Below are 24,420 nucleotides of genomic sequence, written 5' to 3'. Positions count from 1 at the left end.
CAACCGGGCGGTGACGGTGGGCTCGTTTGACTCGGGCGCATGAGTCGATTCCGCACACGACCCCGCCTGCCGCGCCTGCTGGCCGCGGCCGCGGCGGCGGCCACCGCCGTCGCCCTCCTGCCCACCACCGCCGCCTCCGCCCAGCCCGCGGTCCCGCAGGCGTCGCAGTCGCCGTTCGTCCAGACGCACGTGCCAACGCTCGTCGCGCGCGCCACGCTGTCGGCGGACCACCTCGAGCCCGGACCGGCATCGGGTGCGCTCGCGAGTCCCGGCAACGGCCGGACCGGCCCGTGGGACGGTCAGGTGATCCCCGGGTTCTCGGCAGCCATCGACAACGGCGACGGCACGTTCTGGGCCCAGCCCGACAACGGGTTCGGCAGCAAGGGGAACTCGGCGGACTTCCTGCTGCGCAACTACCTGGTGCGCCCGGACTGGCAGACGGCCGCCGGCGGCACGGGCGAGATCCGGATCGAGCGGTTCGTGTCGTATAACGACCGCAACCATGTGCTCGACTTCCCGATCGTGAACGACGGCACGGCCGACCGGCTCCTCACCGGTGCGGACTTCGACATCGAGTCCGTCGTCAAGGCGAAGGACGGCACGTTCTGGGTGGGCGAGGAGTTCGGGCCCTTCCTGCTGCACTTCGATGCCGACGGCACGCTGCTGCAGAAGCCGTTCTCGCTCGACGGCGCCAAGTCGCCGCAGAACCCCTACCTGCAGCCCGGCGAGACCCCGCGCGTACGCGCCAGCCGCGGCTTCGAGGCGCTGGCGGCGTCGGTCAACGGGCGCTACCTGTACCCGGTCGTCGAAGGCTCGTTCGCCGACGACCCCGACCTGCGGCGTCGCGAGATCCGCGAGTTCGACACGCGTGCGGGCGCGTACACCGGCCGCTCCTGGAGCTATCAGACCGACCAGGAGCCCAACGTCATCGGCGACGCGTTCACCGTGCGCAACGACGTGCTGCTGCTCGTCGAGCGGGACGACTTCGAGGGCGAGCAGGCCGTCACCAAGCGCGTCTACCAGGTCGACCTGCGCCGCACCGACGCGGACGGCTACCTGCAGAAGACTCTGGTGCTCGACGCGCTGCGCATCGCCAACCCGGACGGGATCGGCGCGGGCGACGGCTACGGCACCGGCGAGATCTACTCGCTGCCCGTGCAGTCGTTCGAGACCGTCGTGCAGCTGAAGGACGGCCGCCTGCTCATCGGCAACGACAACAACTACCCGGGCAACGACGCGCGCATCCCGGGCACACCCGACGACACCGAGATGGCGATCATCGACCTGACGAAGACGAAGATCGAGCCGTCGCCGGTCACGCTCATCGGCCATCGCGGCGCGAGCGGCCACCGCCCAGAGCACACGCTGGCGTCGTACGAGACGGCGATCGTGCAGTGCGCCGACTACATCGAGCCCGACGTCGTGTCGACCAAGGACGGCGTGCTCGTCGCGCGTCACGAGAACGAGATCGGTGGCACGACCGACGTGGCGGCGCACCCCGAGTTCGCCGCGCGCAGGACCACCAAGACCATCGACGGCGCGGCCATCACCGGCTGGTTCACGGAGGACTTCACCCTCGCCGAGCTGCGCACGCTGCGCGCGAAGGAGCGGCTGCCTCAGACCCGGCCGGCGAACACCGCGTTCGACGGGCTGTACGTCATCCCGACGCTCGACGAGGTGCTCGACCTCGCCCGCCACTCGGTGAGTTGCGACGGACGCCCCGTCGGCGTGTACCCCGAGACGAAGCACCCGTCGTACTTCGACTCGATCGGCCTGTCGCTCGAAGAGCCGCTCGTCGCCGCGCTGCGGGCGAACGGACTCGACCGCGCCGACGCGCCGGTGATCGTCCAGAGCTTCGAGACCGCGAATCTCCGTGAGCTCGACGGTCTGACCGACGTCGCGCTCGCCCAGCTCGTGAACTCGTCGGGCCGCCCCTACGACTTCACGCTCGCGGGCGACCCGCGCACCTACAAGGACCTCGTCACGCCGGCAGGTCTGGCCGACATCGCCTCCTACGCCGACGGCGTGGGCGTCGAGAAGTCGGCGCTCATCCCGCGGACCGCTGACGGCCGGCTCGGAGCACCCACGTCGGTGATCGCCGACGCGCATGCCGCCGGGCTCACGGTTCACGGCTGGACCTTCCGCGCCGAGAACCAGTTCCTGCCCGTCGAGTTCCGCTCCAGCGCCGACCCCAACGCCTACGGCGACCTGGCCGGTGAAGTGGCGGCCTTCATCGGCGCGGGCATGGACGGCGTCTTCAGCGACCACCCCGACATCGCCGCCATCACGATCGACACGGTGACGCTCACCGGCTGAGTCGACGCAGAGCGGACGGGGGTGGGATGCCGGCGGCATCCCACCCCCGTCCCGTTCTGTCGCGCGCCGCGGGATCGCACGAAGTCGGCGGCGATGCCAGAGTCGAAGGTGCGCACCCACAGGAAGGACCCCGTGTTCCCCTCGCCCTACGACGCCTGGTTCCCCGACGCCCCGATCGACGGCACCTACGGGTACGACCTCGACGGGCTGCTCGCGGTCGCGCCCGTGCCCGCACCGGCGGGATTCGCCGACACGTGGCGTCGCTGGCGCCGCGAGGCCGCGGCGGTCGCCGCCGAGCCTGCGCTGACGCCTCTCGGTCGGCGCGGCGCGCACGACGTGTTCGAGGTCGCGTTCTCGACGGTCGACGGACTGCGCCTGCGGGGCTGGTTCGGGATGCCGGCGGCCGGGCCCGCCCGCGTCGGCATCGTGCACGGCCACGGGTACGGCGGGCGCGACGTCCCCGAGTTCGCCCGTGTGCCCGCCGACGCTGCTGTCATCTTTCCCGTGGCACGCGGCCTCGGTGCGCTCAACATCGAGGTCGGCGCGCCGTCGACGTCGGAACGGCACGTGCTGCACGGCATCGACGACGCCGAGACCTACGCGCTCGGCCGCTGCGCCGCCGACCTCTGGACCGCCGGCGACGTGGTGGTCGAGCTCGCCGGCGACGTGCCGCTGTACCTCGTGGGCGAGAGCTTCGGCGGCGGCATCGGCGCTCTCGCCCTGCCGTGGAACGACCGCATGATCGGGGCGACGCTCGTCGTGCCGAGCTTCGGCCAGTACGACATCCGGCTGCAGGTGCCGTGCCTGGGCAGCGGGGAGCATGTGCGCCGATACGTCGCGGACCACCCCGAGGCGCGCGAGGTGCTGCGGCTGTTCGACGCCTCGACCGCCGCGACCTTCGCCCGTGTGCCCGTCCGGGTCGAGGCGGCGCTGTGGGACTCGAGCGTCCCGGCGCCGGGCCAGTTCGCCGTCGCCAACGCCGTCGCGCAGGCCGAGGCACGCGGTTCGGGTGCCCGGCTGGAGCTGGAGGTCCTGCCTGCCGGGCATGCCGAGTACCCGGGCATGCTGCGGGTCGTGGCCCGGGCCGCGACGGCGACGCGGGCGCACATCGCGGCCAGCCTCGCCTCGGCGCGCACCCGCGCCTGAGAGACTGCGGGCAGACGTCCGGCGCGTGCGTCGCGACGGGATCCAGGCAACGAAGGGAAGCACATGGCCATCGACGGCACGCCGGGTGCAGGACTGACGAAGGAGCAGCTCGCGGAGGAGGTGACCCACCTCTCGACGCCCGACCTGCTCAAGACGCCGTTCGGCGACCTCGAGTTCATCGACGGCGTGCCGCGCGCGGATTCCGTGCAGTCCATCTACGACGCGCTCGACCTGCTGCGCGGCATCGACGCCTTCCTCACGGCGGTGCCTGGCGCCTCGCTCGTCGCGCTGCGGCGCGGTCTGCGGACGGCGGGCGTCACCTCACCCGACATCATCGGATTCACCGACCCCCGCGCGAACTCAGGCGGCCTCTACCTCACGCCCAACACCGAGACGACCTACGGCACGACGTTCCTCGATCTGAAGGCCTGGGGGCCGACAGTCATCGAGGCTCCACCGCAGTCGCTGTGCGTCGTCGACGACTTCTGGTTCCGCTACGTCACCGACATGGGCATCCCCGGACCCGACAAGGGCGCCGGAGGCAAGTACCTCTTCCTGCCGCCGGGCTACGACGGCGAGCGGCCCGACGGCTACTACACCTTCGAGTCGCCCACGTATGCGAACTGGGTCGTGCTGCGCACGCTCGGCGGAGTGCCCGCGATGAAGCAGACCCGCATCCACCCGCTCGCCGAGGCTGACGGCCCTCGGGAGAACACCTTCGTCAACATCGCCGACGTGCTGCAGAACACCGTCCACGCGAACGACTTCACGTTCTTCGAAGAGATCGCGCAGCTGGTGGCCGAGGAGCCGGTGTCGGCCCTCGACCCCGAGCGCGCCGGGACCCTGGCCGCGGTCGGCATCGCGCACGGCACGCCGTTCGCTCCGGACGACCGGCTGCGTGGGATCCTCGACGACGCCGCGCGTATCGGCGCCGCCATCGCCCGCGCCCTCGTGTACAAGCCGCGCGACCCCGAGGCGTACTTCTGGGAGGGCAACTCGTGGAAGAACGCCTTCGTGGGTGGCAGCTATGAGTTCCTGCGCGACGGCGCGCGCAACCTCGACGCGCGCACCCAGTTCCACTACTTCGCGACGGTGATCACGCCGGCGATGGCCCACGCGCAGGTGGGCGCGGGCTCGGCATACGCCTACACGGCCGAGGATGCCGACGGCCACGTGCTCGACGGTTCCGCGACGTACTCGCTGCGCATCCCCGCCGACCCTCCCGCCAAGAACTTCTGGTCGATCGACCTGTACGACACGCAGACCCGCTCGCTGCTGCAATCGACGCCCTACCCTGCGCTGTCGAGCCTCGGCGGCACCGTGCAGGCCGAGGCCGACGGCTCGTACCTGCTGTGGTTCGCTCCCACGGCGCCCGCCGGCAAGGAGGCGAACTGGATCCCCACGATCCCCGGCAAGTCGTTCTTCCCCATGTTCCGCCTCTACGGCCCGCTCGAACCGTGGTTCGACAAGACCTGGCGGCTGCCCGAGATCCAGAAGGAGGCGTGATGACCGACCTCGACACCCTTGCCGCGCAGGCGTACCTCTACGGCTTCCCGCTCGTCTTCGACCTCGAGCAGGCCGGGCGCTACACGACCACGGGAGTGGGCGCCAACCCGCCGGCGGCGTTCAACACCTTCTCGCACGCGCGCTCCCTGGCCTCGGCAGCCGACACCTTCGTGTCGATCAACAACGACACGGTGTACTCGATGGCCTCGCTGGACCTCGGCGTCGGACCGGTTCGGCTCTCCGTGCCGGCCTCCGACCGCTACTACGTGCTTCAGTTCGTCGACGCGTGGACCGACAACTTCGCCTACGTCGGCACCCGCGGCACCGGCGACGCGGCCGGCGAGTTCCTGATCGTCCCGCCGGGATGGGGAGGGGATGCCGGCGGCCTGACCGTCATCCACGCCCCCACCCGCATCGTGTCGATCGTCGGTCGCTGGTCGTGCGCCGGCACCGACGATCTCCCGGCCGTGCACGCGCTGCAGGACGCCACGACGCTTGCACCCGCTGACCCGGACGCGACGGCCGCCGGCATCCCGGTCACCGCGCCGCAGGGCGAGGACGCGCTCGACTTCTGGGAGAAGTACCGCGTGTGGTCGCAGGCGTTCCCGCCCGCGGCGCGCGACAAGGAGCTGCAGGCGTCGTTCGCGCCGCTGGGCCTGACCGGCGAGACCCCCGTGACCGGGCTCACACCCGCGCAGCAGGACGCTCTGCGCGCCGGAGCGCGTGCTGGTGAGAGCGTCATCACGCAGGCGATGGCCGATGCCGCTGTCGGGGCGACGCCCGGCGCGTGGTCGCAGTCGCTCCACGCGTTCGACTACAACCTCGACTTCTTCGAGGTGGGCGCGAAGGACGATCCGGCGTGGAAGATCGCCGACCCGAGGCGGCGCATCGGCGAGCGCGCCGTCGCCGCCAGGGCGGGCCTGTGGGGCAACCACGGGTACGAGGCCGCGTACGTCGTGACGTTCCAGGACAGCGACGGACAGCCCCTGACCGGCGAGTACGAGTATGAGCTGCGGCTCTCGCCGCCTCCGCCGGTCGGCGCCTTCTGGTCGGTCACGATGTACTCGCTGCCGGACTTCTACCTCGTCGAGAACGACATCGACCGCTATTCGGTCGGCGACCGCACCCCCGGCATCGTGACCGATCCCGACGGGGGACTCACGATCCGCATCGGTCGCACACGGCCGTCGGATGACGAGGCGGCCGCCAACTGGCTGCCGGCGCCCGCGGGAGCCTTCCGGCCGATCCTGCGCATGTACATGCCGGGCGACGCGGTGCTCGACGGCACGTATGTCCCGCAGCCCATCACGCGGCTGGACGGCTGACGCCGACCGCTCCCGCAGTGAGGGGACGGGATGCCGCGGGCCGCGGCATCCCGTCCCCTCGCCGTGTCAGCGCACGGCGCGGCCGTGCGCGATGTCGATCAGGCGCGACAGCACGTCGCCGGCGCGCAGGCCGTTGTGCTCGTGCTCGCTCGTGATCCACGGCGTGACGCCCTCGAGCAGCGTGGCCGTCTGCATCGAGTACTCGAACGGCACGTACAGGTCGTTGACGTAGACGGCGGCCGCGCCGCGTGCGCCGGACGCCCGCAGGGCCGCCTCGTCGTACACCCGCGGCCACTCGTGGTCGGCGAGCGCCACGGTCACCTCGCGCCACGGCTGCAGGCCCGGCACGGTGTCGAGCCATTCACGGCGCACGTGCTCGCCGGTGAGCAGTGTCGGGTCGGCGCAGAAATCCTCGGGCTCGGTGCGCTCGGCCGACCAGCGCGTCGCGTGGCCGTCGGCGTAGCTGGACTCGTGGAACACGAAGTACAGCGGATTGCGGGCGTCGAAGGGCATCGCACCGGCGAGGTCGTAGCGGAACGCGTTGGTGTGCGGCGGCAGCTCCAGCAGCGCCCACAGCGTCTGCCAGCCGTCGTTCGAGCCGAGCAGATGCCCGATCGAACGCACTCGCGACGGCGAGACGACCTCGCCGTCGGGCAGCACGAGCCGGCCGGCATCGGCGAGGTCGACGAGCCGCCGCACCGCGTCGCGGTGGGCGGGGAAACGGCGGTAGTAGCGCTCGGACGCCTGCCGCAGCTTCTCGTACGTGAGCGCGTAGACGTCGTCGGGATGCCGCCCCACCGCGCTGAGCCCGCCGGTCAGGTAGACGCGCTCGAGGGACGACGCATCCGTCGACAGGTACGACAGCGTCGTGAAGCCGCCGAACGACTGACCCAGGACGCTCCACGTGCCGGCGCCGAGCTCCTGGCGGAAGGCCTCGGCGTCGCGCACGATGCTGTCGGCCCGCAGATGCGTGATGTGCTCGGCGAGCGCCTCGGTGCCGCGCTCGAGGTCGGCGTCGCCGACTGGGGTCGACAGGCCCGTGCCGCGCTGGTCGAGCAGCACGACGCGGTGGTGCTCGAGCGCCGCGTCGAGCCACGACGGCGCGGCGGGCGCGTGGAAGGGCCGCGGCGCCTCGTGCCCCGGTCCGCCCTGCAGGAACAGCAGGTACGGCAGGTCTTCGCCGCCCTCGCGCGCGACGACCGCCGCGTGGACGTCGATCGTGCGGGCGTCGTCCGGATCGCCCCACACCAGCGGCAGTGTCAGCGTGTGATCGTCGATGGTCAGATCCTGCAGGCGGCGCGTCGTCACGGACATGGTGCGAGCCTACGGGGTGGCTCCGACGCGCCTTCCGTCGCGTCGCCTGATTCGGGATGCCGGCGGCACCGCCCGATCCGCAGCCCGGCGTGCCGCGGGGCTCGCCGCCCGGGGGCGCGGGGTCAGGCTGCGCGGAGGTCAGGGACGGGAGCGCACGGTCACGGTGAAGTCGTCGACGTTGCGCAGATGCGCCCGCACGCTGGCCTCGGCGGTCGCCGCCAGCTCGTCAGGGTCGGCGCCGGGACGACCCGCGACCAGCGCATCCCCCTGCAGGCGGTGACCCACCCAGCGCAGCCGCAGCCTGTCGATGCGCTCGATGCCGTCGACGTGCTCGAGCGCATGCTCGGCGCGGTCGACGAGCTCGGGCTCGACGCCGTCGAGCAGTCGCCGACCCACGCTGCGGACGGTGCCGATCAGCAGCACGAAGATCGCCACCGCGATGAGCAGCCCCACGATCGGGTCGGCGAGCGGAAAGCCGAGCAGCACGCCGATGCCGCCGAGCACCACGGCGAGCGACGTGAAGCCGTCGGTGCGGGCGTGGACGCCGTCCGCCACGAGCGCCGCCGAGCCGATGCGCTTGCCGACGCGGATGCGGTAGACCGCGACCGCCTCGTTGCCGGCGAACCCGATGACGCCCGCTGCGATCACCCAGCCGAGGTTGTCGAGGGGCTGGGGGTGCAGCATCCTGTCGATCGCCTGCCAGGCGGCGACGACCGCCGACAGCGCCACGACGAACACGATGAACAGACCCGCGAGGTCCTCGGCACGCCCGAGACCGTACGTGTAGCGACGGGATGCCGCGCGACGACCCAGCACGAAGGCGATCCACAGCGGCACCGCCGTCAGCGCATCCGACAGGTTGTGGATCGTGTCGGCGAGCAGTGCCACCGACCCGCTGAACGCCACCACGACCGCCTGCAGCACCGTCGTGGCGAGCAGGATGACGAGGCTGATCTTGAGGGCACGGATGCCGGCCGCATTCGCCTCCATGGCGTCGTCGATGGCATCGGCCGCATCGTGCGAGTGCGGCACGAACAGCTCGTGCAGCACACCGCGCAGCCCGCCGTGGTGGTGGTGATCGTCGTGCGGGTGGTCGTGCCCGTGATCGTGGGGATGCCGGTGGTCGCCCTCATCGTGACGCCCGGCGGTCGCGGCGGTCACGCCTCGACGCCTGTCGCGCGGTGGTGACGCGGCGTTCCGCCGAGCGAGTGCTCCGCCTGGTGGATCGCGTCGGCGACGAGGCGCGACGCGTGCTCGTTCTCCAGGCGGTAGAACACCCGCTGGCCCTCCTGCCGCGTCGACACGATGCGCGCGAGGCGCAGCTTCGCGAGGTGCTGAGACACGGCGGCCGGCGACTTGTCGACGATGTCGGCGAGATGGTTGACCGAGAGCTCTCCGGCATCCTGCAGCGCGATCACGATGCGCACCCGGGTGGCGTCGGCGAGCATCGCGAAGACCTCGACCGCCAGCTCGACGTACGGGCTCTCGACCGTGTAGCCGCATCCCTGCTTATCTGCACTCATACGCAGATACGTTAGCAAGCGCGTCTCGAGAGCGCGAAAGAGGAGTGCGCGACGTCAGCCGAAGATGCGCCGCCACAGGTTCGTGTCGGCGAGGTCGAGCAGCTCGTCGCCTCGGCCCGACAGCACCGTCCGCAGGGCCCACAGCGTGAAGCCCTTGGCCTGTGCCGCCGTGATTGCGGGCGGGATCGACAGCTCCTGCCGGGCCACCTTGACGTCCACGAGCACCGGTCCCGGCACCTGCAGCGCACGTCGCAGCGCCGGTTCGAGCTCGTCGCCGCGGTCGACGCGGATGCCGGTGAGCCCCATCGCGGTGGCGACCGCCGCGAAGTCCGGGTTGTCGAGCGTCGTGCCGAAGTTCACGATGCCCGCCGCCTTCATCTCGACCTCGACGAACCCCAGAGCGGAGTTGTTGAACACGATGACCTTGATCGGCAGGTCGTTCTGGCGGATCGACAGCAGGTCGCCGAGCAGCATCGCGATGCCGCCGTCGCCTGACAACGCGATGACCTGACGGTCGCGGTCGACGGCCTGCGCTCCGAGCGCCTGCGGCATGGCGTTCGCCATGGACCCGTGGGTGAACGATCCGAGCAGCCGGCGCTCCTTCGTCATCGTGAGGTACCGCGCCGCCCACACCACGGGTTCGCCGACGTCGGCCGTGAACACCGCGTCGTCGTCGGCGAGCTCGTCGAGCAGCCGCGCCACGAACTGCGGGTGCAGCGGCTCCCTGCCGTCGTCGACGGCGAGGTCGTCGAGGTCCTTGCGGGTCTTGCGATAGTGCGCGACCGCATCGCGCAGATGCGCATCGTCGCGGTCGCCGCGCAGATGCGACAGCAGAGCGGATGCCGTCACGCCGACGTCTCCGACGAGCCCGAGGTCGATCGGGGTGCGCCGGCCGAGCTGCTCGCCGCGCAGGTCGACCTGCACGATCTTCGCCTTCGACGGGTAGAACTGCCGGTACGGGAAGTCCGTGCCGAGCATGAGCAGCGCGTCGCACTTCTCCATGGCGCGGTACCCCGAGGCGAAGCCCAGCAGCCCGGTCATGCCGACGTCGTAGGGGTTGTCGTACTCGATGTGCTCCTTGCCGCGGAAGGCGTGCACGATCGGCGCCTGCAGCCGCTCGGCCAGCGCGAGCACCTCATCGTGCGCGCCCGCGACTCCGGCTCCGGCGAGGATCGTCACGCGTCCCGCGCCGTCCAGGATCTCAGCGGCCGCCCGCAGTTCGGCCTCGCTCGGCACCACCGACGGCCGCGCGGCCCTGATGGGTGCCGACGGGCGCCGGGAGGGGGCATCCGCGAAGAAGACATCACCCGGCACGACGACCACCGCCACACCGCGCTTCTCGACCGCGGTGCGCATCGCGATCTCGAGCACCCACGGCATCTGCGACGGGTCCGAGATCATCTCGCAGTAGACGCTGCATTCGCGGAACAGCTCCTGCGGATGCGTCTCTTGGAAGTACCCGCTGCCGATCTCGGCCGACGGGATGTGCGACGCGATCGCCAGCACGGGCACGCGCGAGCGCTGGGCGTCGAACAGGCCGTTGACGAAGTGCAGGTTGCCCGGTCCGCAGCTGCCCGCCACGACCGCGAGCTGGCCGGTGATCTCGGCCTCGGCTCCCGCCGCGAACGCCGCCGCCTCTTCGTGCCGCATGTGCAACCAGCGCAGGCGCCCGTCCCGTCGCAGCGCGTCGGTGAACGCGTTGAGCGAGTCGCCGGGGAGTCCCCACACCCTCGTGACTCCCGCGTCCACGAGCGTCTGCACGAACACATCCGCAATGCTGGCGGCCATCTCTGCTCCTCGCCTCGGGTCCTCCTTCAGCGAATCAGCGCCGCGCGGGTCGCGCAAGGTGCATGCCTTGCCGGGGGCCCGGAACGGCATGATGAGGGGATGCCGATCCTGCCCGCCGTCCGTGATCCCCGGTTCATCACCATCCGGCGCGGCGGCACGCTGACCGACGGCGAGCACCATCTGCTGGCGGAGTGGGCGATCGCGTGTGTGGAGCATGTGCTGCCGTTGTTCGCCGCGGAGCGGCCGGACGATCCGGTCCTCGTCGACACCCTGGACCTCACCCGCGCGTGGATCCGCGGCGAGGTGCCGATGCGCGAGGCGCACCAGCGCGCGTTCGTCGCGAACGCCGCCGGCAAGGGGCTGCCCGACCCCGCGCGATTCACGGCGCTGGCCGCGGGCCAGGCTGTGGCGGTCGCCCACGTTCCCGCGCACGAGCTCGGGGCGGCGGCCTACGCGATCAGGGCGGCGATGGCCGCGGCGGACGGAGCCGAAGCGGCACGGGTCCGCGAACGTGACTGGCAGCGCGCCCAGCTTCCCGGCGCGATCCGCGACCTCGTGCTCGACGACCAGCGCCTGCGCAGCGCGATCTGCTGGAACGTCTTCGACGGGTGAGTGGATGCCGGCGCCGCAGCGCTGCGCCGGGACCGAGCGCGCTCCCGCGTCAGCCGCGAGGGCTGCGGTCGCGCGGACGGCGCACCGGGAAGCGGCGGCGACGACGGGGAGCCGTCGGCGAGGCCGTCTGCGCGGCGGTCGGCAGGACGATCGGCGCCGTGACGACGGCATCCACCACCATCGAGCCGTCCGTCGGACCGACGATGGGAATCGGGGTGGTCGGGGTGGCGACGGCGGGCGTGATCGGCTCGTGCGCGAGCTTGCGGTGCGCGTGCACGTACGCCGGCACGAGCACCACCACCGCGCCGAGCCACGCGAGCGGGTTGCTGGCCGCGACGCCGATGAAGCCGAAGATCGCCCCCAGCACGACGGCGGCGGCCACGCGCATGACCAGTTCGATGACGCCGGTGACGGTGGGGATGAGCGTGTGCCCGAGGCCCTGCAGCGCGCCGCGCAGCACGAACAGCACCGCGAGGATCCAGTAGGTCGCGCCGTTGATCGCGAGCATCTGCGCGGCGAGGCCGACGACCTCGGCCTCCGCGTCGCCGACGAACAGCTGCACGAGGTGCGCGCCGAACGCGATGAGCAGCGCGCCCAGCACGAGGGCCGCGGCCAGCGAGATCCAGGTCGCCTGCGTCACGCCCTTGCGGATGCGGTCGGGGCGGCCTCCGCCGTGGTTCTGCGCGACGAACATCGACACCGCGAGGCCCAGAGACTGCAGCAGCGCGACGGCCAGGCCGTCCACGCGCGAGGCCGAGGTGTACGCAGCCACCGCGTCGGCGCCGAGCTCGTTGAGGGCCACCTGCACCGACAGCGTGCCGATAGCGATGATCGAGGCCTGGAAGCCCATGGGCAGACCGAGACGCAGGTGCTCGGCGAGGTCGGCGCGGCTGACGCGCCAGTCCTCGCGGTGAAGGTGCAGCACCGGAACGCGGCGGCGCACGAACTCGAGGCACAGCAGCACCGAGATCGCCTGCGACACGACGGTCGCGAGGGCCGCGCCGCCGACGCCCCAGCCGAAGGTGCCGACCATGAGGATCACGAGCACGACGTTGAGGCCGCACGCCAGCGTCAGGAACACCAGCGGCGTGCGCGAGTCGCCGATCGCGCGGATGATCGCCGACAGGTAGTTGAAGAACATCATGGCGCCCGCGCCGAGGAAGCTGATCTGCGCGAAGACGATCGCGTCGTCCATGAGCTCGGCGGGCGTCTGCAGCAGCGCGAGCAGCGGACCGGCCAGCAGCGGCGCACCCACCGTGATCAGGACGGTGCACAGTGCGGTCAGGATCGTGCCGGCCGCGACAGAACGGCGGACGGCCGCATAGTCGCGCGCGCCGAACGCCTGCGCCGTCGGGATCGCGAAACCCGACGTCAGACCCCATGCGAAGCCCAGCAGCAGGAACAGCATGCTGCCGGTCGCGCCCACGGCGGCGAGCGCGTCGACGCCGAGATGGCGTCCGACGACGACGGCGTCGACGAACTGGTACAGCTGCTGCACGACGTTGCCGATGAGCAGGGGCACGGCGAACAGGACGATGACGCGCCAGGGGCGGCCCGTCGTCAGGGCGGTGGACATGAAGGCGAGCTCTCGAGGGAGAAGGCGAAGACGGAGGGGCCGGAAAGCGGCTGCCGAATATGATATCGAATCGATTCGGGATTGTCTGGACGAATCTTGTGCTTTGCGCAAAACGAGGGCGAGGGATGCCACCGGCGCGACGCGATCGTCCGTCCGGGTTCCCCGTGTCGGTGGCGCGGCGTAGCGTGCCCGCATGTCCGTCGAACCGCAGGTGCTGGAATGGCTGCTCGACTCCGATCCCGCGCTGCGCTGGCAGGTCGAGCGCGACCTGGCCGGCGCGCCTCCGGAGGTGTGGCAGGCCACGCGAGCGCGTGTGCCCGTCGAGGGATTCGGCGCGGCACTCCTCGCGCGGCAAGATCCCGACGGGCAATGGGCGGGCGGCGCGTTCTTCCCAGGGGGCACGGCGTTCTTCGACACGCCTGAGGCGAAGGAGCCGGGGCAGCCATGGGTGGCGACCACGTGGGCGCTGCGTGACCTGCGCGAGTGGGGCGTCGACGCGGCGGTGCTCGGCGACACCGCCGACCGCATCGCCGCGAACAGCCGATGGGAGTACGACGACCTGCCGTACTGGGGCGGCGAGGTCGACGTCTGCATCAACTCCTACACGCTCGCCAGCGGCGCCTGGCTCGGCGCCGACGTGTCGCGGCTCGTCGAGTGGTTCCCCGCGCACCGGCTGGCGGACGGCGGCTGGAACTGCGAGGCCGAAGAGGGCGACTCGGTGCGGTCGTCGTTCCACTCGACGCTCAACGCGGCGCGCGGCATCCTCGCGTACGAGCGGTTCACCGGCGACACCAGCATGCGCGAGGCCCGCCACGGCGGCGAGGAGTATCTGCTGTCGCGGCGCCTGATGGTCCGCGCCAGCACCGGCGAGGTCGTGGGCGACTTCGTCACGCGCTTCGTGTACCCGAACCGCCACCGCTACAGCGCCCTGTTCGCGCTCGATCACTTCCGCGACGCGTCGCTGTTCGAGGGCACTCCGCCCGATCCGCGTCTCGCCGACGCCGTGGAGGCGGTCCGCGCCGCCCGTCAGCCCGACGGCACGTGGCTGCAGACGACACCGCTCCCCGGCCGCACGTGGTTCGACGTCGATGCCGGCGAGGGTGAGGCATCCCGCTGGCTCACGCTGTTCGGCACCCGCGTGCTCGACTGGTGGGATGCCGCCTCCACTCGTTGAGCGACACCCCCCCCGGTCGTTGAGCGAGCGAGGAACGAGCGAGACGAAACGCCCCGACCGCACGAGCAACCTCGTGCGAGACCGCGTTTCGTCCGCGCGCGCCAGAGCGCGCTCCGCTCAACGACCGGCACACCCCCCCCCGGCCGTTGAGCGAGCGAGGCACGAGCGAGACGAAACGCCCCGCCCGCACGGTCGGCCTCGTGCCAGTCCGCGTTTCGTCTGCGCGCGCCAGAGCGCGCTCCGCTCAACGACCGGCACACCCCCCCGGCCGTTGAGCGAGCGAGGACGCTTCGTCTCGTCGCTGGCGCTCCTCGCTCAGCGACCGACTCCCGAGACGAAACGCCCCGACCGCACGAGCAACCCCCTACCAGAACGCGCTTCGTCTGCGCGCGCCAGAGCGCGCTCCGCGCAACGACCGGCACACCCACCCCCGGCCGTTGAGCGAGCGAGGCACGAGCGAGACGAAACGCCCCGACCGCACGAGCAACCCCCGTGCCGGGCCGCGAGCTCAATCGAGCCGGGCTGAGGTGAGCGTGCCCGGCGGCAGGCCGAGCGACCACTCCGCCGTCTCTGCCACGAAGTCACGGTAGACCGCCCCTCCGGACTCGCGGGTGTTGTTGACGTACGCGCTCTGCCCGTCGACCGCCATCAGGATCCGCACGCCGGCGCGGAGCGGATCGTCCGCGGTGAAGACGCCGGCCGCGACGCCGTCCTCGATGAGCGCCACGATGCCCTCGTCGTTGAGCGCCTCCTGCTCGACCACCGCCGCGTCGAGCACGGGGCTGAAGCGCGACAGGTGGCGAGCGTTCAGCCAGAGCCTCGACAGATCGCGCGACTGGTCACCGCCGATCACGTCGACGAATCTCTGCAGGCGCGACAGCGGATCGCCGTCCCGGGCGAACAGCTGCTCGCGCTCGCCGGCGGCGGCACGCGCGAACGCGGCGGCCACGAGGTCCTCGGCGGCCGGGAAGTAGTGCGTGATGAGCCCGGGCCGCACGCCGAGCCGGTCCGCGACGGCCCGGAGGGTGACGCGCTCGAGCCCTTCGGCGAGCGCGATGGCTGCGGCGGCCCCGAGGATCTCTTCGCGCCGCTCCTCGGGGCGCTTGCGGATCCGCCGCTCCGAACCGCTTGACACCATGGCCGCCATGTTATTGGATGTGTGACCAATAGTCTATTGGCCTTGCGGCCAATAGGACTGGCATCCACTCATCCCTTCCCGAAGCAACGAAGCCGCCGGCGAACGACGACGACGTCCAGCCGCCCCGAGAGGACCTCCGTGTCACACGAAGCACAGACCACCAAGGCACCCCCGACTGCGACAGACGGATTCGTGGATGCCGCGACCCAGCCCGAGACCCGGGGCATCGAGCTGATCGGGGCCGAGGAGCGCCACGGCCGGGCCCGCGACCTCTTCTTCGTCTGGGCGGCGCCGAGCGTCAGCATCCTGAACTTCACCGTCGGCGCGACGCTCGTGCTGCTGGGGCTGGAGCTGTGGCAGGCGATGCTCGTCGTCATCGCGGGCTCGCTCATGTGGGTCTTCCCCGGCCTCATCGCGATCAGCGGTCCGGCCGCGGGCACGTCGGGCTCGGTCATCACGCGCGCGATCTACGGCGTCATCGGCAACAAGCCGGTCGTCGCGTTCACGGGCTGGCTCATCGGCGCCGTGTTCCTCGCCCTCAACTGGCTGGCGTCGTCGTTCCTCGGCGCCGATCTGCTCGCCGGCATGGGGCTCACCGATCCCGTCGTCGTGCCGATCGCGGTCACGCTCGTGATCTCGGCACTCACGGTGCTCGTCGCCGTCTACGGGCATGCGCTGATCCTGCGCGTCTACTCGTGGCTCGCGATCGTGCTGGCCGTCATCTTCGTGACGGTGACGGCGTTCATCCTGCCGCAGGTGGACTGGGCCTACCGGGCCGCCGAGCCGCTCTCGGGCGTGGCGCTGTGGTCGTCGATCACGATCGGGTTCACGCTCGTCGCGTCGGGGCCGATCTCGTACATCAACAGCCCCGACATCGCCCGGTACCTGCCGCGGTCGACGAAGCCCTCGCACATCGTCGCCGCGACCGCGCTCGGCGGCGCCATCCCCGGCATGGTGTTCACGTTCGTCGGCGTGCTGCTGGCGACCGTCGTCATGAACGGAATGGATGCCGGCATCGAATCCGCTCTGCTCGGCATCCTGCCCGGCTGGCTCGGCCCCGTGCTGGTCATCGGCGTCATCGTCAACACGGTCGCGCTCAACGGCATGACGACCTACACGTCGAGCATGGCGCTGCAGGCGATCGGCATCCCGCTGCGCCGCATCCCCGCCGCCATCGTCGTCGGCGTGATCGGCACGGCGCTCACCATCTACCTCGCGCTGTCGACGAGCCTGCTGGATGCCGTCAACCTGATGCTGCAGTTCCTGGTCATCGTCTCAGCGCCGACGATGGCGGTGTTCGTCGCGGACGTCGTGCTGCGGCGCAACCGGTACGACGGCCCGGACCTCTTCGACGAGGGCCGCGGCGGCCGGTTCTGGTACAGCGCAGGCTGGAGCATCCCGGGTGTCGCCGCCGCGCTCCTGGGCGGCATCGCCACGGCGGTGTGCCTGTCGACGACGGTGTGGACCGGGCCTGCCTCGGAGGCCCTCGGCTACGTCGACCTGTCGGTCCCTGCCGGGATGCTGGTCTCGGTGCTCGTCTACGCGGTGCTCCTGCGCACCCCGCTCGGAAAGGACGGTCGGCCATGACGACCCTGTACTCGAACGCCCACGTCTTCACGGCGGACTCCCGGCGGTGGGCCACCGCCGTCGTCGTCCGCGACGGCCGGATGGCCTATGTCGGCGACGACGTCACCGCGCGCCGCATCGCGGGCGCGGATGCCGACGACATCGACCTCGCCGGCGCCACGGTGCTGCCGGGGTTCGTCGACGGCCACGCCCATATCGTCGGCACGGGTGAGGCGGCCGCGCAGGTGGACCTGTGGGGCGCCACCACCCTGGACGAGATCCAGCGCCGCATCCGCACGTTCGCCGAGGCACATCCCGACCTCCCGCGCATCCGCGCGCAGGGCTGGCAGCACGCCGCCGTCGGCGGGCGTCCGACGCGGCAGCTGCTCGACGCGGTCGTGGCCGACCGACCGGTCTACGCGGATGCGTTCGACTTCCACTCGATCTGGCTCAACACCGCCGCCCTCGCCGAGGCCGGCATCGACGACGACACCGCCGATCCGGCCGGCGGGATGGTGCACCGTGACGCCGACGGCCACGCGTCGGGCCTCGTCGACGAGACCGCCATGCACCTTCTCGTGCAGCCGGTGCTCGCCGGCTTCACGACCGACGACGACCGCGACGCCGCCCTGGCGGCAGCCCTCCGGGGCTACGCCGAGACGGGCGTCACGGCGGCCACCGACATGGGCCTCGACGAGGCCGACCTCGCCGCCATGGTGCGCGCCGAGCAGGCCGGAGCCCTGACGGCGCACATCGCCGGGCACTGGCGCGTGCAGCCGACGGGCGCCGAGGAGCAGAACCTCGCGCAGGTGGCCCGCGCTGCCGAACTCGCCGCCGTCCACACGTCGCAGTGGCTGCGGGTCGTGGGCATCAAGGTCATGATCGACGGCACGGTCGACGGCTGCACCGCCGCAGTCGGGCACCCGTACGCGAACGGCGCCGACCCCGATCCGGTGTGGAGCCTCGATGAGCTCGCTCCGGTCGTCGCAGCCGCCGACGCCGCGGGCCTGCAGGTCGCCATGCACGCCATCGGCGACGAAGCGGTGCGCATCGCGATCTCGGCGGTGGAGCACGCGATCTCGGTCAACGGCCCGCGCGAGCGTCGCCACCGGATCGAGCACCTCGAGGTCGTGGAGCGCGCCGACATCGACCGCCTCGCCGCGCTCGGCATCACCGCGAGCATGCAGCCCGTTCACGCCGACCCTGCGATCCAGGACAACTGGCGCGCCATGCTCGGCGACGAGCGCGTCGACCGCGGCTTCCCGTGGCCCGAGATGACCGACGCCGGGGCGCCGCTGGTGTTCGGCACCGACTCGCCGACGTCGCCGTACGCGCCCCTGCCGAACATGTTCATCGCCGCGACGCGCCGCTCGGCGCTCGACCCGTCGCTGCCGGCGAACGTGCCGGGCTACGCACTGCCCCTCCTGACGGCGATCGAGCACGCGACGCGCGACGCCGCATGGGCGAGCCGCGCCGACGGCACATACGGCCGCATAGCCGCGGGGCTGAGCGCCGATTTCATCGTGCTCGACCGCGACATCTTCGCCGCCTCGCCCGACGAGCTGCTCGAGACACGGGTGGTGCGCACGGTCGTCGGCGGGCGCACCGTGCACGAGGCCTAGCGGCAGAGACAGCGGAGGAGTGGATGCCGGGCGCCCGGCATCCCTCTCCCACGATCGCCGGCCGTCAACAACCGGGCCACACCCTCCCAGCCCGACCACCCGGTCGCTGAGCGAGCGCCAGCGAGACGAAGCGCGGCGCGGGGGACTCAGCCGGCCGAGCCCTCGTACTCGGCGTCGGTGATGTGCTCCTTCCAGATCGTGGTGGTGGCGGGGTCGTCGCCGGCTTCGAGGATGGCGAGGTGCTCCATGAAGCAGTCCGGTGACGCGCCGTGCCAGTGGTCCTGACCAGGGGGCGTGTACAGCGTCTGCCCCGGGCGCACCTCGACGACCTGGCCGTCCCTCGTGCCGAACCGCGCGATCCCCTGCGTCACGCGCACGTACTGGCCGCGCGCGTGGGAATGCCACGCGGTCCGAGCGCCCGGCGCGAAGCACACAAGGGCGACCGTCAAGCGCTGGTCGGGCTCGTGCGGGGCGGCGATGGTGTCGACCCAGACGTCGCCCCAGAACTGCTCGGGTGGGTTCTTGACCGTGGATGCCGTCGGCTCGATGTTCATGCGGATCTCCTTGTCGTGACGCCCGAGTGTCAGAGGGTGAGCAGCACCTTGGTGGCGCGACGCTCGTCCATGGCGCGGTAGCCCTCGGCCGCATCCTCGAGGGGCAGCGTGAGGTCGAAGACGACACCGGGGTCGATCTCGCGGTCCCAGATGAGCCGGATGAGTTCGGGGAGGAAGCGGCGCACGGGGGCGGGTCCGCCGTGCAGGTGCACGCCCGAGAAGAACAGCTCCATGCCGTCGAGCGAGACGCCGTGAGTGACGCCCACGTAGCCGACGTGACCGCCGGGGCGAGTGGCGCGGATGGCCTGCTCCATCGACTCCTGCGTGCCGACGGCCTCGATGACCGAGTGGGCGCCAAGGCCGTCGGTGAGCTCCTTGATGCGCGCCACGCCGGCGTCGCCGCGCTCCTCGACGATATCGGTGGCACCGAATCGGCGGGCCAGCTCCTGGCGGTCGGCGTGCCGGCTCATCGCGATGATCCGCTCTGCGCCCAGCTGCTTGGCCGCGAGGACACCGAGAAGTCCCACCGCGCCGTCGCCGACGACCGCCACCGTCTTGCCCGGCCCGGCCTCGGCGGCGACCGCGGCGAACCACCCGGTGCCGAGCACGTCCGACGCCGTGAGCAGTGCGGGGATCAGCTCGGGGTCGGGCTCGCCCGGCGTCGCCACGAGCGTGCCATCGGCGAGCGGGATGCGGGCGTACTCGGCCTGCGTGCCGATCGAGCCCATCGGCACGCTGTGGACGCACCGCGACTGATAGCCGGCCTCGCAGATCTGGCAGGTGTTGTCGGACGCGAAGAACGAGCCCACGACGAAATCGCCGACCTTCACGTTCTTCACGTCGGCGCCGATCTCGGTGACGACGCCGGCGTACTCGTGGCCCATCGGAGTGTGGTCGACGTGCTCGATGCCGCGGTAGGGCCACAGGTCGGACCCGCAGATGCAGGTCGCCGCGAGGCGGATGACGGCGTCGGTCGGCTCGACGATGGCCGGCTGATCGCGGTCTTCGACCCGGACGTCGCCGGGCGCGTACATGATGACTCCACGCATGAGGTCTCTCCTTAGTGTGCGTTCTCGAGGGTGCGAGGCTCTCCCGCGGGTGTCGGGTCCGGTGCCGGGCCGCGCGTTCCACGCGGCGCGATGACGAGCAGCGAAGCGGCGGCGGCGAGGACGGTCGCGGCGACGGTGACCAGACCGAGCGGAAGGATGCTGGCGGCCCCGGCCAATCCGACCAGCGGCGCCGAGACGGCGCCGAAGCCGAACCGCACGGTGCCGAGCAGCGACGAGGCGGTGCCGGCGATCTGCGGATAGCCGACGAGGGCGAGGGTCGTCGCGGGCGGGGAGGTGACCGCTACGCCGCCGGCGAGCGCGAACAGCGACACGATGACCACCCAGAGGGACATCGGCGTGAGGCCCGCGGCCAGCAGCCCCAGCGAGCCAAGCCCGGTGAGCGCGACACCGACGGCCAGCGTGCCGCGCACGCTCCAGCGCTCCGACGTCCGCCCGGCGAGGTAACCGAATACCATGAATCCCGCGGAGTTCAGCCCGAACGCGGCGGCGTACTGCAGCGGCGTGAGGCCGTAGATCTCCTGCAGCACGTACGTGGCGCCGGCGAGATAGGCGAAGGTCGCCGCGTACATGAAGCCCTGGTTGAGCACGGCGCCCACGAAGGTCCGGTCGCGCAGGAGCGCGCGGTAGTCGACGAGGGTCCTGGCGAACCCGCCGCTCGTGCGCCGGTCGGCGGGAAGCGTCTCGTCGAACGCGAACAGCGTGGCCAGCAGGATGCCGGCGCCGATCCCCGCGAGGAAGACGAAGAGCCCTCGCCAGTCGATGACGCTGCTCAGCACGCCGCCGAGCATCGGCCCGATGACGGCCGCCAGCCCGCTGACCACGGTGACGCGGCCATAGAAGCGGATGAGAGCGCCGCCGGAGTAGATGTCGCGACCGGCAGCCTGGGCGATGACGATGCCGACGCCGCCCGCGAGGCCCTGCACGAGGCGAGCGAGGATCAGCAGCTCGACCGAGGGGCTGATCGCGCACAGCAGCGAGACGCCCACGTACGCGACGACGCCGATGACCAGGACACCGCGCCGGCCGTAACGGTCAGACAGCGGCCCTGCGACGAGCTGCCCCACGGCGAGCCCGAGCAGGCACGCCGTGATGGTCAGCTGCGCGACAGAGGTGGCGGCATCCAATTCGCTCGTCAGAGCGGGCAGCGCGGGCAGATACAGGTCCATCGAGATCGGGCCGAACACCGTCAGCAGCAGGAGCAGGCTCGGCAGCAGCCGCCGGTGCACGGTGACCGGAGAAGGTGCGAGAGAAGTCATGTCTTCGATGGTCGCGGCGACCGCTCGGGCGCGGGAGTTCCTGCCGTGGGATGTACTGTCAGGGCACCCTTCGCCCCGCCGGAGCGGCCTAACCTGTCCGCATGGACAACAAGGCCGAGGTGCGCGAGTTCTTGATGACGCGCCGCGCGCGCGTGTCGCCGGATGCCGCCGGCATCGCCGCGGGCTCGAACCGGCGTGTGGCGGGGCTGCGACGCAGCGAGGTCGCGATGCTCGCGGGAGTGAGCGTCGAGTACTACGCGAAGCTGGAGCGCGGGGCGATCTCGGGGGCGTCGGCATCCGTCCTCGACGCTGTCTCACGGGCGCTCCAACTCGACGACACCGAGCGCGCGCACCTGCTGGACCTGGCGCGCGCGGCCGACGGCATCCCGACCTCCGGTCGTCCGCGTCGCCGCACCGCCAAGCCCGGCCCGCCGCGCCCGAGTCTGGAGTGGGCGCTCGCGGCGATCACCGACGGCATCGCCGTCGTGCGCAATCCGCGGCAGGAGATCGTCGCGGTGAACGACCTCGGCCGCGCATTCTATTCGCCGGTGATCGGCGACGGCGGGCGCACCCCGAACCTCGCTCGATTCCAGTTCCTCGACCCCGCCGCGCGCGAGTTCTACCCGGACTGGGAGCTGTTCGCGCAGATGTGCGTCGGCATCATGCGGGCCGAGGCGGGCCGTGACCCGCACAACAAGGGGCTGCAGGATCTCGTGGGCGAGCTCTCGACCCACAGCGAGACGTTCCGCACCCTATGGGCGGCTCACAACGTGCGCACCCACGGCGCAGGCACGAAGAGATTTGTTCACCCTGTCGTGGGTGAGCTCACCCTCGCGTACGAGGAGCTCGCGCTGACCGCCGAGCCGGGCAACGTGATGCTCATCTACACCGCCGAGCCGGGCTCGGCATCGGCGGAGCGGCTGCGGCTGCTCGCGTCATGGGGCGCATCGCAGCCTGTGGATGCGTCGGCCGGAGGTGCTGAGGCCGGCCGAATCAGGCAGGCGCCGTGAACGACACCGGCTTGCCCGTTGCGCGCGCGTACGCGATCTCTCTGCTCGTCGACTCGCCGATGTAACCACCGGGGTTGACGACGACGACCCGGTCGGCGAGGTCGATCTTGCGCAGGTGGAGGGCGTCGAGCGCCCGCTTCTGCTCGTCGGTGATGTCTTCACCCGTCGCATGGGCGAAGACCCCGGGCGCGACGACGATGATGCCCGCGAACGTCAGGAGGCGGTTGACCTCGCGCATCTCGTCGGCGAAACGGGTGGAGCCGCAGAGGCAGACGATCTCGGGTCGGTCGGGCGTGGCCACGTTCGACAGCCTACGCATCCGGAGAGGAATCGTACATTTCTTCTTGCCAGGGCGCTAGTTCACTTGATACTCTATAGATCAGAGATTCGATGAGTTGGTGCCTCGGCTTCGGTCGGGTTGGGGTGGTTTGTGCGGCGGTTGCCGCGGGTTTGACAGGGTTGGTGCCGCTTCGGCGGGGAGTCTCGATCCCGGTTCCGCCTGCCACTGTCTGCGAGTCTCGATGTCCGCCGATCCCGTGTTCGATCCGTCTGCGACGTTCGCGGCGACGGGCCGGTTCGTGGATGCGTTCGAGGCGGGGCGGGTCGTGCGGGCAGAGGCTGAGGCGGCCGAGATCCGGCTGCTCGCCGATGCGGCAGCCGCCGTCGCCGGCCGTGCCGGCGCGTCGGCCGAGCAGCGGCGGCGGGCGGAACTGTCAAGGCGGGCGCTGATCTCGGACCTGGCCACGTCGACGCGGACCTCGGAGTGGACGGTGACACGGCTGCTCAGCGAGGCCACCGACCTGTGCACCCGGTTCCCTGCCGTCGTGGACGCGCTGCAGGCCGGGGTGATCTCCCGTCGGCACGTGTCGGTCATCCACGACATCGGGGACGCGATCGAGGACGACACCGCACGCGCCGAGTTCCTCTCGGTCGCGATCGACCGCGCCCGGCAGCTGAGCCCGGGCAGGCTGGCACCCGTGCTGCGGGTGATCGCCGACCGCTTCATCGAACGCACCCTTCACGAGCGCGCCGCCGACACGGCGGCGAAGCGCTGCGTCGAGGTGGTGGACCTGCCCGACAACCTCGCCTCCCTCATCCTGACCTCCGACGCGACCCTCGTGCACGGCATCCATGACCGGCTCACCGCGCAAGCACGCTCCGTGATCGCCGCCCGCGAACCCGCCATCGACGCCGGCACTGACACCACGGATGATTCCGACACCGCGGATGGTTCCGACGCCGCGGTGGATGCGCGGACGATGGACCAGCTGCGCGCCGACATCGCCACCGACATCCTGCTGACCGCGGGACCACAAGACTGCGTCGCCGGCACCGGACTGGCCGCCATCCACGCCACCGTGCAGATCACCGTCCCGGTGCTCACCATGACCGGCGCCACCGACGAACCGTGCCTGCTGACCGGCTACGGACCCATCGACCCCGACACCGCCCGCACCCTCGCCGGCACCACACCCGGCTGGGAACGCGTCATGACCTCCCCCGTCACCGGCGCCGTCCTCGCCGTCGACCGATACCGACCCGGCCCCGCCCTCCAACGCCTACTCGCCGCCCGCGACGAACACTGCCGCTTCCCCGGCTGCCGCCGCCCCGTCTGGCGCTGCGACCTGGACCACACCATCGGCGCCGCCAACGGCGGCCCCACTCGCCACGACAACCTCGCCCACCTCTGCCGCCGCCACCACATCCTCAAGACCATCGAAGCCTGGACAGTTGAACAGACCACGCCCGGCGTCCTGGTCTGGACGAGCCCCACCGGCCGACGACACACCGACAGACCCGAACCCGTCGTCCGCTTCATCCCCGACGACGCCCTCCTCGAACTCCGCCGACGCATCATCCACGAGCCGTGGCTGTTCGCCGCAGACCCACCAGGCACACCAGGCGCACCACCCTTCTGACGCCA

20 protein-coding genes are annotated in these 24,420 nt (G+C 71.4%); 10 read left to right on the top strand and 10 right to left on the bottom strand.

Annotated elements, in window-relative coordinates; translation table 11 throughout:
• Positions 1–39 precede the first annotated feature (39 nt).
• The 4 genes from JNB62_RS03530 to JNB62_RS03515 all read left to right on the top strand — a co-directional run bounded on the left by JNB62_RS03530 (position 40) and on the right by JNB62_RS03515 (position 6,293).
• Entirely contained in the window at positions 40–2,316 is a 2,277-nt protein-coding gene (locus JNB62_RS03530; RefSeq protein WP_220299482.1) for an esterase-like activity of phytase family protein, read from the top strand.
• Positions 2,317–2,409: 93 nt separating this feature from the next.
• Positions 2,410–3,462: an acetylxylan esterase gene (locus JNB62_RS03525; RefSeq protein ID WP_220299481.1), complete on the top strand. Its 1,053-nt coding sequence runs from the start codon at positions 2,410–2,412 to the stop codon at positions 3,460–3,462.
• Between the two features lie 63 nt (positions 3,463–3,525).
• On the top strand, positions 3,526–4,968 hold the full coding sequence (locus tag JNB62_RS03520) for a DUF1254 domain-containing protein (RefSeq protein WP_220299480.1): 1,443 nt from the start codon (positions 3,526–3,528) through the stop codon (positions 4,966–4,968).
• Complete coding sequence (locus JNB62_RS03515; protein WP_220299479.1) at positions 4,968–6,293, top strand: DUF1254 domain-containing protein; 1,326 nt, start codon at positions 4,968–4,970, stop codon at positions 6,291–6,293. Before JNB62_RS03520 ends, JNB62_RS03515 begins: the two co-directional genes overlap by 1 nt.
• Positions 6,294–6,359: 66 nt before the next feature.
• Here JNB62_RS03515 and JNB62_RS03510 read toward each other — a convergent pair whose 3' ends face one another.
• The 4 genes from JNB62_RS03510 to poxB all read right to left on the bottom strand — a co-directional run bounded on the left by JNB62_RS03510 (position 6,360) and on the right by poxB (position 10,918).
• Entirely contained in the window at positions 6,360–7,607 is a 1,248-nt protein-coding gene (locus JNB62_RS03510; RefSeq protein WP_220299478.1) for an alpha/beta fold hydrolase, read from the bottom strand.
• A gap of 138 nt (positions 7,608–7,745) precedes the next feature.
• Positions 7,746–8,597 (bottom strand): cation diffusion facilitator family transporter, encoded by an 852-nt coding sequence (locus tag JNB62_RS03505; protein WP_220299553.1) that lies wholly within the window; start codon positions 8,595–8,597, stop codon positions 7,746–7,748.
• Positions 8,598–8,764: 167 nt separating this feature from the next.
• A complete protein-coding gene (locus JNB62_RS03500) occupies positions 8,765–9,130 on the bottom strand; it encodes an ArsR/SmtB family transcription factor (protein ID WP_220299477.1) in 366 nt (121 codons plus the stop codon).
• A gap of 54 nt (positions 9,131–9,184) precedes the next feature.
• Positions 9,185–10,918, bottom strand: coding sequence for a ubiquinone-dependent pyruvate dehydrogenase (poxB, locus tag JNB62_RS03495; protein ID WP_220299476.1), 1,734 nt, complete (start codon positions 10,916–10,918; stop codon positions 9,185–9,187).
• 99 nt (positions 10,919–11,017) lie between these two features.
• Here poxB and JNB62_RS03490 point away from each other — a divergent pair, with 99 nt between their 5' ends.
• The gene (locus JNB62_RS03490) at positions 11,018–11,530 is read left to right on the top strand and encodes a putative immunity protein (protein ID WP_220299475.1); all 513 of its coding nucleotides are present in this window, start codon (positions 11,018–11,020) and stop codon (positions 11,528–11,530) included.
• Positions 11,531–11,579: 49 nt separating this feature from the next.
• Here JNB62_RS03490 and JNB62_RS03485 read toward each other — a convergent pair whose 3' ends face one another.
• Complete coding sequence (locus JNB62_RS03485) at positions 11,580–13,106, bottom strand: MATE family efflux transporter (RefSeq protein WP_220299474.1); 1,527 nt, start codon at positions 13,104–13,106, stop codon at positions 11,580–11,582.
• A gap of 193 nt (positions 13,107–13,299) precedes the next feature.
• Between JNB62_RS03485 and JNB62_RS03480 the strand changes: the two genes are divergently transcribed.
• Positions 13,300–14,280, top strand: a complete 981-nt coding sequence (locus JNB62_RS03480) for a squalene cyclase (RefSeq protein ID WP_220299473.1) — start codon at positions 13,300–13,302, stop codon at positions 14,278–14,280.
• Between the two features lie 508 nt (positions 14,281–14,788).
• Here the strand turns inward: JNB62_RS03480 and JNB62_RS03475 are convergent.
• The gene (locus tag JNB62_RS03475) at positions 14,789–15,418 is read right to left on the bottom strand and encodes a TetR/AcrR family transcriptional regulator (RefSeq protein WP_308291710.1); all 630 of its coding nucleotides are present in this window, start codon (positions 15,416–15,418) and stop codon (positions 14,789–14,791) included.
• 138 nt (positions 15,419–15,556) lie between these two features.
• Here JNB62_RS03475 and JNB62_RS03470 point away from each other — a divergent pair, with 138 nt between their 5' ends.
• Both JNB62_RS03470 and JNB62_RS03465 read left to right on the top strand, forming a co-directional pair.
• Entirely contained in the window at positions 15,557–17,005 is a 1,449-nt protein-coding gene (locus JNB62_RS03470) for a purine-cytosine permease family protein (RefSeq protein WP_220299471.1), read from the top strand.
• Positions 17,002–18,606, top strand: a complete 1,605-nt coding sequence (locus tag JNB62_RS03465) for an amidohydrolase (RefSeq protein WP_220299470.1) — start codon at positions 17,002–17,004, stop codon at positions 18,604–18,606. The genes JNB62_RS03470 and JNB62_RS03465 overlap by 4 nt, the downstream gene beginning before the upstream one ends.
• A gap of 146 nt (positions 18,607–18,752) precedes the next feature.
• On the opposite strand, the gene JNB62_RS03460 is transcribed toward JNB62_RS03465, so the two are convergent.
• From JNB62_RS03460 to JNB62_RS03450, 3 genes are read right to left on the bottom strand one after another with little or no spacing between them, the layout of a single operon-like run.
• Positions 18,753–19,160: a (R)-mandelonitrile lyase gene (locus JNB62_RS03460; protein WP_220299469.1), complete on the bottom strand. Its 408-nt coding sequence runs from the start codon at positions 19,158–19,160 to the stop codon at positions 18,753–18,755.
• 29 nt (positions 19,161–19,189) lie between these two features.
• Positions 19,190–20,209, bottom strand: a complete 1,020-nt coding sequence (locus JNB62_RS03455) for a zinc-dependent alcohol dehydrogenase family protein (RefSeq protein ID WP_220299468.1) — start codon at positions 20,207–20,209, stop codon at positions 19,190–19,192.
• A gap of 11 nt (positions 20,210–20,220) precedes the next feature.
• Positions 20,221–21,486 carry a multidrug effflux MFS transporter gene (locus JNB62_RS03450; protein ID WP_220299467.1) on the bottom strand — a complete coding sequence of 422 codons (1,266 nt, stop codon included), beginning with the start codon at positions 21,484–21,486 and terminating at the stop codon, positions 20,221–20,223.
• Between the two features lie 101 nt (positions 21,487–21,587).
• Between JNB62_RS03450 and JNB62_RS03445 the strand changes: the two genes are divergently transcribed.
• On the top strand, positions 21,588–22,496 hold the full coding sequence (locus tag JNB62_RS03445; protein WP_220299466.1) for a helix-turn-helix transcriptional regulator: 909 nt from the start codon (positions 21,588–21,590) through the stop codon (positions 22,494–22,496).
• Here the strand turns inward: JNB62_RS03445 and JNB62_RS03440 are convergent.
• Positions 22,480–22,734, bottom strand: a complete 255-nt coding sequence (locus JNB62_RS03440; RefSeq protein ID WP_220299552.1) for a hypothetical protein — start codon at positions 22,732–22,734, stop codon at positions 22,480–22,482. The two genes, JNB62_RS03445 and JNB62_RS03440, sit on opposite strands and share 17 nt — an antisense overlap.
• A 283-nt stretch (positions 22,735–23,017) precedes the next feature.
• On the opposite strand from JNB62_RS03440, the gene JNB62_RS03435 reads away from it, so the two are divergent.
• Positions 23,018–24,415, top strand: a complete 1,398-nt coding sequence (locus JNB62_RS03435) for an HNH endonuclease signature motif containing protein (RefSeq protein ID WP_220299465.1) — start codon at positions 23,018–23,020, stop codon at positions 24,413–24,415.
• Positions 24,416–24,420: the final 5 nt, after the last annotated feature.

This window comes from Microbacterium jejuense, assembly GCF_019511665.1.
Classification (GTDB): domain Bacteria; phylum Actinomycetota; class Actinomycetes; order Actinomycetales; family Microbacteriaceae; genus Microbacterium; species Microbacterium jejuense_A.
This window is presented reverse-complemented; position numbering and strand designations above follow the sequence as displayed.